This is a genomic window from Arthrobacter sp. MYb23, from assembly GCF_002979775.1.
Classification (GTDB): Bacteria; Actinomycetota; Actinomycetes; order Actinomycetales; family Micrococcaceae; genus Arthrobacter.
This window is the reverse complement of sequence record NZ_PCPR01000005.1, coordinates 42,454-50,978: the sequence shown is the minus strand read 5'-3', so window position 1 is coordinate 50,978 and position 8,525 is coordinate 42,454. Positions and strand designations below refer to the sequence as shown.

Annotated in this window: 10 protein-coding genes; 7 read left to right on the top strand and 3 right to left on the bottom strand. The window is 62.5% G+C overall.

Annotated elements, in window-relative coordinates:
- The first annotated feature begins 6 nt into the window (after nucleotides 1-6).
- From CQ020_RS08070 to CQ020_RS08055, 4 genes are read left to right on the top strand one after another with little or no spacing between them, the layout of a single operon-like run.
- On the top strand, nucleotides 7-219 hold the full coding sequence (locus CQ020_RS08070) for an MbtH family protein (protein WP_024820864.1): 213 nt from the start codon (nucleotides 7-9) through the stop codon (nucleotides 217-219).
- On the top strand, nucleotides 216-1,196 hold the full coding sequence (locus tag CQ020_RS08065) for an ATP-binding cassette domain-containing protein (RefSeq protein ID WP_105691369.1): 981 nt from the start codon (nucleotides 216-218) through the stop codon (nucleotides 1,194-1,196). The genes CQ020_RS08070 and CQ020_RS08065 overlap by 4 nt, the downstream gene beginning before the upstream one ends.
- Nucleotides 1,193-1,993, top strand: a complete 801-nt coding sequence (locus CQ020_RS08060) for an ABC transporter permease (RefSeq protein WP_105691368.1) — start codon at nucleotides 1,193-1,195, stop codon at nucleotides 1,991-1,993. The genes CQ020_RS08065 and CQ020_RS08060 overlap by 4 nt, the downstream gene beginning before the upstream one ends.
- Nucleotides 1,990-2,757, top strand: coding sequence for a 4'-phosphopantetheinyl transferase superfamily protein (locus CQ020_RS08055; protein WP_181151810.1), 768 nt, complete (start codon nucleotides 1,990-1,992; stop codon nucleotides 2,755-2,757). Before CQ020_RS08060 ends, CQ020_RS08055 begins: the two co-directional genes overlap by 4 nt.
- Before the next feature lie 25 nt (nucleotides 2,758-2,782).
- Here the strand turns inward: CQ020_RS08055 and CQ020_RS08050 are convergent, their stop codons facing one another.
- The 3 genes from CQ020_RS08050 to CQ020_RS08040 are packed head-to-tail and all read right to left on the bottom strand — an operon-like array spanning nucleotide 2,783 to nucleotide 4,926.
- On the bottom strand, nucleotides 2,783-3,406 hold the full coding sequence (locus tag CQ020_RS08050; RefSeq protein ID WP_105691366.1) for a hypothetical protein: 624 nt from the start codon (nucleotides 3,404-3,406) through the stop codon (nucleotides 2,783-2,785).
- A 44-nt stretch (nucleotides 3,407-3,450) separates the two neighbouring features.
- A complete protein-coding gene (locus CQ020_RS08045; RefSeq protein ID WP_105691365.1) occupies nucleotides 3,451-4,128 on the bottom strand; it encodes a class F sortase in 678 nt (225 codons plus the stop codon).
- Between the two features lie 18 nt (nucleotides 4,129-4,146).
- Complete coding sequence (locus tag CQ020_RS08040) at nucleotides 4,147-4,926, bottom strand: hypothetical protein (RefSeq protein ID WP_181151809.1); 780 nt, start codon at nucleotides 4,924-4,926, stop codon at nucleotides 4,147-4,149.
- Nucleotides 4,927-5,088: 162 nt separating this feature from the next.
- Between CQ020_RS08040 and mtr the strand changes: the two genes are divergently transcribed.
- The 3 genes from mtr (at nucleotide 5,089) to CQ020_RS08025 (ending at nucleotide 8,473) form a co-directional block, all read left to right on the top strand.
- On the top strand, nucleotides 5,089-6,549 hold the full coding sequence (gene mtr, locus CQ020_RS08035; RefSeq protein WP_105691490.1) for a mycothione reductase: 1,461 nt from the start codon (nucleotides 5,089-5,091) through the stop codon (nucleotides 6,547-6,549).
- A gap of 3 nt (nucleotides 6,550-6,552) precedes the next feature.
- Entirely contained in the window at nucleotides 6,553-7,248 is a 696-nt protein-coding gene (locus CQ020_RS08030; RefSeq protein WP_105691363.1) for a hypothetical protein, read from the top strand.
- A 94-nt stretch (nucleotides 7,249-7,342) separates the two neighbouring features.
- On the top strand, nucleotides 7,343-8,473 hold the full coding sequence (locus tag CQ020_RS08025) for a DNA glycosylase AlkZ-like family protein (protein WP_105691362.1): 1,131 nt from the start codon (nucleotides 7,343-7,345) through the stop codon (nucleotides 8,471-8,473).
- Nucleotides 8,474-8,525 lie beyond the last annotated feature (52 nt).

The window sequence follows — 8,525 nt, the reverse complement described above, 5'->3', positions numbered from 1 at the left end:
ATCCTCGTGACGAACCCGTTTGATGACACTTCAGCAACCTTCTCCGTCCTGGTGAACGAATACCAGCAACATTCACTGTGGCCCTCGTTCGCGCAAACTCCCAAGGGGTGGGTTGCCATGTTCGGCCCGGACAGCCGCGAAGCCTGCTTGGATTATGTGTCGCAGACGTGGACAGACATGGCTCCCCGCAGGGTTGCCGAACTTGCCGCCAGCCAGTGATCCGGGTAGACAATGTCCGCAAATCCTTTGGTGCCTTCAGGGCCCTCGACGGCCTGACGCTCAATGCCGCCGAAGGGACAGTGTTGGGGCTGTTGGGGCCCAACGGCTCCGGCAAGACCACCACGGTCAAGGTCCTCACCACGCTGCTGGCACCGGATTCAGGGGATGCCTGGGTTGCCGGACACTCCGTCCTGAGGGCGCCTGAACTGGTACGACGCAATCTGGGCCTGTCCGGGCAATACGCCGCCGTGGATGAGAAGCTCACGGCGTTTGAGAACCTGCATATGGTGGGGCGGCTGTACGGCATGAACCGCCGGAATGCCACAGCCCGGGCCCACGAATTGCTAGCCGATTTCCGCCTTACAGACGTGAGCGGAAAGCGGGCCGGGACGTTCTCCGGTGGCATGCGGCGACGCCTGGACCTTGCCGGGGCTGTTGTAGCCAGGCCAAAAGTGGTGGTGCTGGACGAACCCACCACTGGCCTGGACCCGCGAGGCCGGTTGGACACCTGGGACGTGGTGGCTGGCCTCGTCTCAGACGGAACCACTGTGCTACTAACCACCCAGTACCTCGAAGAAGCCGACAGGCTGGCAGATCACATTGCCGTCATCAACCATGGCAGTGTGATCGCCGAAGGCACCGCCACCCAGCTCAAGGACCGCGCCGGCTCCGAACGTGTGGACATCACTGTGCGTGACGGATCCGATCTGCAAGCGGCCGCCTCGGTGTTGGCGGTGGCCACCTCAGGGTTGGCAACCCCAGAAGTGGACCCGGCCGCGCTCAGGGTTTCGGTGGCCGCTCCCGGAGGCCACACCCTGCTGGTCCGGGTGTTGGCTGAACTGGATGCTCGATCCGTGCCAGTCACCGAAGCAGCCCTGCGTCGCCCCACCCTGGATGACGTCTTCCTCCAGCTCACCGGAGGCAGCGCGCTGCCCGAAAACCGAAGAAGCGACAGCAAAGAAGGGGTACCCGCATGAGCGTCATCACCGCTGCTGTCAGGGACAGCTCCGTCATTGCCCACCGCAACCTGCTCAACGTTCTCCGCACCCCTGGCGCACTGGTCACAGGAATCGTGCAGCCGGTCATGTTCGTCCTTCTTCTGGGCTTCGTTTTCGGCGGGTCGTTGGGTGGCGACCAATACCGCAGCTTCCTCATTGGAGGCATCCTGGCCCAGACCCTCACGTTCAATGCCTCGTTTACAGCGGTGTATTTGGCCAAAGACCTGCAATTGGGGCTGATCGATCGGTTCCGGTCCCTGCCCATGTCACGCGTGGCTGTCATTCTGGGGCGCACCACCTCGGATCTTTACACCAGTGTCATTTCCGTAGCGGTGACGCTGCTCTGCGGTCTGGCAGTTGGCTGGCGGATGAACACCGGAGCCCTTGAGTTGCTGGCAGCACTGGGCATCCTGCTGCTGTTCGCCTTCGCCGTGTCCTGGATCGGGGCACTGATCGCACTGACGGCCCGCAGCGTGGAAGTAGCGCAGAGCCTTGGTCTGGTGTGGCTGTTCCCGGTCACCTTCGTGTCAGGTGCCTTCGTCTCCACGGCTTCCCTCCCGGGTCCTCTGCGGACCATCGCCGAGTGGAACCCCGTGACCTCGGTGGCCACCGCCGTGCGTGAGCTCTTCGGAAACAACGCGCCGTCCGGTTTCATTGCGCCCGGCGGATGGCCGGCCGACAATGCCCTGTTGTACGCCGTCATGTGCAGCCTTGTGATCATCGCAGTGTTCGCGCCACTGGCCATCGCAAAGTACCGCCGCATCAGCAAGCTGTGACCACCCATGCCAGAACCCTCGGCGTCGGATATTTGATCCTGCCATCCGCCGTCGTCGAATCGGCGTGTTCCGGCGTCGGCGGCTTGGACCGCTTCCTGTCCCAGGATGAGAAGGCGGCCCGACGACGGTTCCATAACGTTGCGGACAGGCAGGACTACGGTGCATCACATGTTCTGCTCCGACTGCTGGCCGCGCATCAGTTGGGACTGGACCCGCTGGCTGCCCCGGCGTTGAACATCACACGGCGGTGCCCGGGCTGTGGAAGCACCGACCATGGGCGGACGGTCCTGCCTGGCATGTCGCTGAGCCTGTCCCGGAGCCACGGCATGGTGATGGCGGCAGTGGGACCGGCCTCGGCCAGCGTCGGCGCAGATGTTGAACGCGTCCCGCCAGAGCTCTTCGACGGCTTTGACAACTACGTTCTTGATCCTCGGGCGACGGCCATCATGGACAAGTCTGACGTGCCGTCAAGGATGCGTCAGTGGGTTGCCAAAGAAGCAGTCCTTAAAGCCGCTGGGCTGGGCCTCAGCATCCCGCCGTCCGCCGTCTCGCTGGTTTCAGGCGAGGACCGGTCCGACGCCCTTCGCGCCGTTTTCCCCCTTCAACCGCTGGTGCACGGACTCACTGTATACCCTGTTCCCGTCACATCTACTCATGTGGCTGCTGTTTCGGCCAGGGGATGTGGCCTGCCAGCGGTCCGGGGCTTGACTGAGGTTCTTCCTCCAGCACCGTACTTAAGGCACCGTGCCCCGGCCCTTCCGTGAAGAGATTCCACCCCCCGTCCGAGGACTAAGGGTGTTCAATCCAGCAGGCCAGGATCGTGGTGGAGAGTTGGTAGGCCAAGGCGTTCCGGGTGATGTTCTCCGGCCCGATGGTGGCGGGCATGGCTGAGGCGTCCACGTGCAGGACGAAACTGTCCTTTTGGAAGACGGCCGAACCGTCGACGGTCTCGTAGGCGGGGAAGCCTAAATTTGCGAGGCCCTCGATGGGCTTGGCATCTTTCGCCAAGGCCTGTTCCACAGTGAAGTGTTCCAGGGCGGCCTTCTGGTCCTCTGCTTCCTTGACCGAGATTTTCAGGGCGCCTCCATCTAAGAGGTACGTGCAGGTGAAGGTGTTGTCGGCCCAGCTGGTCTCGGTGTTGGGCTTGGAGTCCAGTTTCAGGATGGACACGAGCCGGTCCATTGGTTGGTCTCCGCAGACCATTAGGGATGCCTCGCTAGGGCCGTCAGCAGCCGCGGTTCCCTTTTTGGGGGTGCTTTGACCATGTCCGTTAGCGTGGCCGGCTTCGCTCACGGGGGACGGCACAGTGCCGGCGCTTGGAATACCTTGGCTTTCGGGTCCAGCATTCGCTGCACAGCCGGAGAGCAGCAGGAAGGTCAGGGCCAGTCCTGCCAAGGGGTGGCGTTTGTTCATGTCGTGTCCATCCTTCAACTGTCCCTTGCGGGCGTTGTCCGTGGTTAGACGGTGAGTTTCGCGTAAACGACGTAGTTGTCGTCGAATTCTCCGGTGGCGGAGTTGTAACCGTCGCACGTGATCAGGCGCAGTTCGGATCCGGCAGTGTTGCCGTAGACCTCGAACGTTGGGAAATTATTTTTGCTGTAGCGGGCGGCGCGGTAAACGGTGAAGAGGGCTGTGCTGGAGTCGCTCCTGATCACGGTGATCTGCTCGCCGTCCCGGAGTTTTTGAAGGTCTGCGAAGACACCCTTGTTTCCGCCGAGTGCGTTGACGTGTCCAAGCATTACCGCCGGCCCCGTTTCTCCTGGTGCTGGGGAACCGTCGTACCAGCTTGCAGGCGCTCCCTGGCCGGTGTCCTGGGGCACCTTGAGCGATCCGTTCTCCTCCAAACCCAGGTGCAACAGTTCGGTTCTGACACCGATCGAGGGAATGGTCAGGGTGACAGGTGCGGACGCCGGCAGCATGGCCGGGAGGGGCTCCTCCGGAGAGGTAGGCGCCGAGGCCGCAGGTGGTGGCATTGGCACGGTCGAAGGTGCAGGCGTTGCTGCCGTGGTTGGCGGACTGCTCGTCGTGGGAGTGGCTTCACCAGGGTTTCCCGCGGCGCAACCGGTAAGGAACAGAAGTCCACCCACCACGGCCGCAAGGAGCCGTCCGCGGTAGGTGGATTTCGTGGTTGTCACGCTGCTGATCCGCTCAATCTATGCTTTGGCTTCGGATCCGGCGTTGCGGCGGCGGCGCACCACATAGGCACCACCGGCAACTGCCACCAATGCCAGTCCCCCGCCCAGAGCGATGGTTCCTGCGTCATTACTTGCTTCTTGTGTGATGCCCGTAGCAGCACCACCCGCCGGCATCTTCATCTGCCCTGCCTTCAACGTTCCACACAGGGCCGGCGATGTTGCTGCCAGCGGAAGCGTGGGGGCAAGATCGGACTTGGCTGCCTGTCCGGCTGCGCTGAGCGTAGCGGGGTCAAGACCGTGAACCACCACCACAGCAGTACCGGCTTCCAGAGCTGCCTTCGTCTCGGTGTTCAGCTCAAACGTGCGGTCAACGGTGTAGGCCGCACCCTGCCCGCCTACCTTCAAATCCAGGCCGGCTGCCGGGCTGGTGTCACCGCTGGTGGAGAGGGTAGTAACAATTCCGCCGTAGGAGGGGGCGCCCTCGGTAGTGGAGATGACCTGATCGCCGTCCTTGTCAGCCGACGGATCCGGGCATACGCCCAAGGCGCCACCGTGAATGTGCTGAACGTGCGGGTACGGGGCGTCCATGAAGGTCGCCGGCATGCCTGAAACGTTCAGGACAACGTGGGCTTGGTTGCCAGTGACATCGACTGTGATGTTGGCGGCGCCTGCGCTGCCATTAATCTGGCCGAGGGTAGCTTGGTAGGAGTTGTCAGCAGCCATCGCCGGAGAACCGAAAAGGGCAAGCGCGCCCACAGCAAGGGTTGGTACTGCCATATAGCGGAGTGTCTTATTCATTGAAAAATCTCCTCATACACACGAGTGTGATGTTGGCACCCCAAGGATTGGGGTCACAGGACATTCGAGACTGCTCGCCGAACGGATGGGTCTGCGTGTGATCCAGAACACGCCCTGCCGCTTTAGTAGGGTGGAGAAGACCCCAGAGTGAGGACCACCCACGTGCAGACCCCTGCCAGCAAGACTGCCGTAGACCGGCACTACGACTTGGTGATCATCGGCACCGGATCCGGGAACTCCATTCCCGGGCCTGAGTTCGAGGACCAATCGATCGCCATCGTTGAGAAGGCTTCCTTCGGCGGGACATGCCTAAACGTAGGCTGCATCCCCACGAAGATGTACGTGCACACCGCCGACGTCGCCCTGCAGACCGCGGAGTCCGGAAGGCTGGGCTTGGAGGCCGAGGTCAACTCCGTCGACTGGGCGGGCATAGTGAGCCGCATCTTCGAGAACCGCGTCGACGCCATCTCCGCTGCCGGTGAAGAATATCGCCGGGGCCCAAAGACCCCCAACATCGACGTCTACGACCAGCACGCCGTCTTCGTCGGAGAACGCACCTTGCGCACCGGCCAAGGGGCCCACCAGAAAACCATCTCTGGTGACCAGATCATCATCGCCGCGGGCTCCCGGCCCGTCATCCCCGAGGCCATCGCTGCCTCCGGCGTGCGGTACCACACCAACGAGGACATCATGCGGCTTCCGCGGCTGCCCAAGTCCTTGGTGATCATTGGCGGAGGCTACATTGCCATGGAGTTCGCCCACGTCTTCGATGCCCTTGGCACGGACGTCACCATCGTTGCCCGCTCCACGCTCCTGCGGAACCTCGATCAGGACCTGCATGACCCGTTCAACAAACTGGCTGCCGACCGCTTCGATGTCCGGTTCGGCAGGACCACCATCGGCGCCGATCAGACGGAGGACGGTATCACCGTCAGGCTCGACGACGGCTCTTCCGCCACCGGGGAGGTACTGCTGGTAGCCGCCGGGCGCATCCCCAACGGAGACCTGTTGGATCTGCCCTCCGGTGGGATCGAAATGACGAACGACGGGCGCGTCAAGGTCGATGAGTACGGCCGGTCCAGCTCCGCCGCGGGCGTATGGGCTCTTGGCGACGTCTCCTCGCCCTACATGCTCAAGCACGTAGCCAACGCCGAGATGCGCGCTGTGCGCCACAATCTGCTGAACCCGGGAAATCTTCAGAAGATGCCTCACAGCCATGTCCCCGCAGCCGTCTTCACACACCCCCAGATTGCCACGGTGGGCATGACCGAATCCCAAGCCCGCAAACACGGCCATAACGTCACCGTCAAAGTCCAGGACTATGGGGACGTGGCCTATGGCTGGGCCATGGAAGATACCACCGGCATCTGCAAGCTCATTGCCGATCAGGACACCGGTAAACTCCTCGGTGCGCACTATATGGGCCCGCAAGCATCGACGCTGATCCAGCAAATGATCACCGTCCTGGCCTTCGACCTCGACGTCCGCCAGTTCGCAGCCAAGCAATACTGGATCCATCCCGCGTTACCCGAAGTCACCGAAAACGCTTTGCTCGGGCTCACTTTCAATCAACCGGATCACGCCGACAACACTTCAGCGCACGCCGACCACCAAGGCAGGTAACCGATGTCCACCAACGCCCGTCCACCCGGGACGCCGCCAGCGCTGACGGTCCGGTATGACCCCGGGCGAGCAACTCGGCAGTTGATCGGCTTCGGCGCAGCCACTCTGATCATGATCGGACTCGCCGCGTTGGGTGTCTGGATGATCGTGGCCAGCTTCCTTCAGATGGAGGCTGCAGGCATTTTTATCGGCGTCGCGTTTGGCATCTTTTTCATTCTCGTGGCGCTCGCGTCGCTTGTGAGCTGCGCCGAGGTTCTCACACGTATCATCCGGTGGTCGCGACAAACCGCTCCGCTGCTGTCCATTGATTCTGTGGGGATCACCGGACTCGTGCTGGTCGGCAGCCGTGGAGCCGGTAACAGCGACGACCCCATCGCTTGGGGTGACATCCGGTCGATCCGACTTGAGGGCCGGGCGCCGCAGGCGCGACGATCCAGCGGCCTCGCAAATCTCGATAGCGGTCACCAACTCGGTCTCGTGACCAAGAAGGGTCTCGACCGAACGGCAGGCCTGCGACTGGGGATGCGTGACGGCACCCGAAGGATCCTTGTCGAACTCACCGACGGTCGCAACGCGCACCTCAATCTCACGCTTCCCGTCAGCCCCGAAACCTTCACCGGGATTGCACCGCAAATCGCCGAGTACGTACGTGTGCACAACCCGGGCATACTGCTGAGTGATGGTGCCGGCCCGATGTAGCGGGGAGCGTCCCACCGGCATACTCCTCGGCCACCCCGGCGGTCTCTCATGAGGCTGCTGTACGGTAGTGCTCACTTGAGGAGACACGAAGCGCATGAAACCAACTACTGCCAATACCAGCAGGAGAATTCATCTCGTGGACGCACTCGAGTGGAGGCTCGGCAGGCACGCACTTATTGGTGAAGGTGCCGCATCGGTCACTGATGTGGTGGAACGCGTGGTCGCAACGCGGGCCTGGCCCGCGGAAGCGGCAGACCTGACCGTCGCCTTACGGCATCGCGACCCAAAGCTCGATGCCTTGAACCAGGCGCTGGAGTCCAGGACCTTGGTAAGAAGCTACGCATTCCGCGGCGGTTCCTACATCTTCACCCCTTCTACCGCCACCGATCTGCTGATGACACGAACCGTGACCCGGATATGGGAAACAAAGCGGTGGCAGGAACAAGGCGGCTTCACGATCAGCGATTGGCAGCCGTTACGAGAGGCACTACGCGGAATCCTCGACGGCGGGCCAATGACTCGCTCACAGATCAGCGAAAGCCTCCACAGGATCCCCGGCTTACGCCACCTCGCGCCGGCGGCTTTGGGAGCGGGTGCTGACAGCCTGTACAAACCACTGCACTGGTGGGGCGACATTTGCTTCGGCCCACCACACGGCACGGAAGCGACATTCCAACGCGCCTGGCACCAGCGGGACGAGCCTACCGACGCCGCCGTCGATGAAGCCGGCAGAAGGTCCATTCGCGCCTACCTGCACTCCTACGCGCCCGCCACTTTCGAAAGTCTTACCTACTGGCTCACCCAAGGGCTCGGCGTGCCCAAACGGCGACTTCTGTCCTGGATCCAGGACCTCGGTTCAGAGATCACAACGATCGATGTCGATGGCGTGGACTCACTGGCGCTAACAGCAGACGTGGACTCCATCCTCACCGCTCGCTCGACAGAACACCTCAGGCTCCTGCCAGCATTCGACCCTTGGTTCTTCGGCCCCGGCACTGCAGACAATCGCCTCATCCCCACCACCCAACGGGCCAAGGCGTCCAATGGCTACCCACTGGTCATCTCAGCGGGCCGTGCCATAGCAACGTGGCGCGTGCGCGCCAAGACCGTTGTTGTCAAACCCTTCGCGCCAAGTACCGGGATGCCATTCCAGCTACTAAAAGACGAAGTCCAGCATCTCGCCCGGATCCTGAACAAAGAACTGGACCTCGTGCTCGACCCCTAGCCACACGAGCAAGGCCGCAGCGGCCGGGGACGGACAGCAGCTAGTTCCACTG